Origin of the sequence: Acinetobacter sp. 1566109, assembly GCF_000582255.1 — a bacterium.
Classification (GTDB): Bacteria; Pseudomonadota; Gammaproteobacteria; order Pseudomonadales; family Moraxellaceae; genus Acinetobacter; species Acinetobacter nosocomialis.
The window spans coordinates 1-746 of the sequence record NZ_JEYB01000213.1 but is presented as its reverse complement, the minus strand read 5'-3'; the positions used below and the strand labels follow the sequence as shown (position 1 = coordinate 746).

General features: G+C 41.6%; 1 protein-coding gene. It reads right to left on the bottom strand.

From position 1 onward, the window contains the following. Window positions 1-746: fimbria/pilus outer membrane usher protein (locus J582_RS25465; RefSeq protein ID WP_032049000.1), on the bottom strand; the 746-nt coding region annotated here is incomplete at both ends.

The window sequence follows — 746 nt, the reverse complement described above, 5'->3', positions numbered from 1 at the left end:
CTTCACCATCGTAGCCCACTACAGCATCTTGCTGTCCATTAATTCGAACGCTATAGCCTGGTAATAATGCCGTGTTGTTTTTATCAACTATTCTCACCAAGCCTGAAATAACCCGATGTGCACCAAAGTCAACCAAGGTTCCTTGACGATAGCCCACAAGTGCGGTCTGATTGGTAGTCGTCACATCCCATTCCAATGGTAAATAAGATGGATCTAGATAAATATTATGAGATTGATACGGTCTTAAATTCGCAATTAAGAATCTTCCCGACTTATCAGTTTCTCCTAAATTTACTCCACCATTTATAATCTGGCTTTTCGGTCCGGCATTGGTGACAACAGCATAACCATCCCCTATTTCATTGGCCGCAAATATACGTCCTGCCGCCGCAACCAACGATCCTGTCGCTGAAAGTGCAACTTGGTCATTATCCCCAATTCGGTTATAACGACCTGTCAGATACGCAGCCCTTGCTCGGTACGAACCATAGATCGATGCATTGTTAGTATGCGCATCCTGATCTCGCTCTACATATCCACCCCATCCAAATGAGCCAATGTGTGGATCACTAAATCCATTTACTTCTTGTCTATACGTTGTTTTACCACTGTCATTAGAAAAACTTGTTATTGCATTAACTTTTATAGATGGCGTATAGCGCAGCGCAAAGTAAATGCCATAGTCCTTATGGTTTTCATAATCTTTATAAGCTGAACTATAAAAACCCCAGTTCTTGTTTAAACTT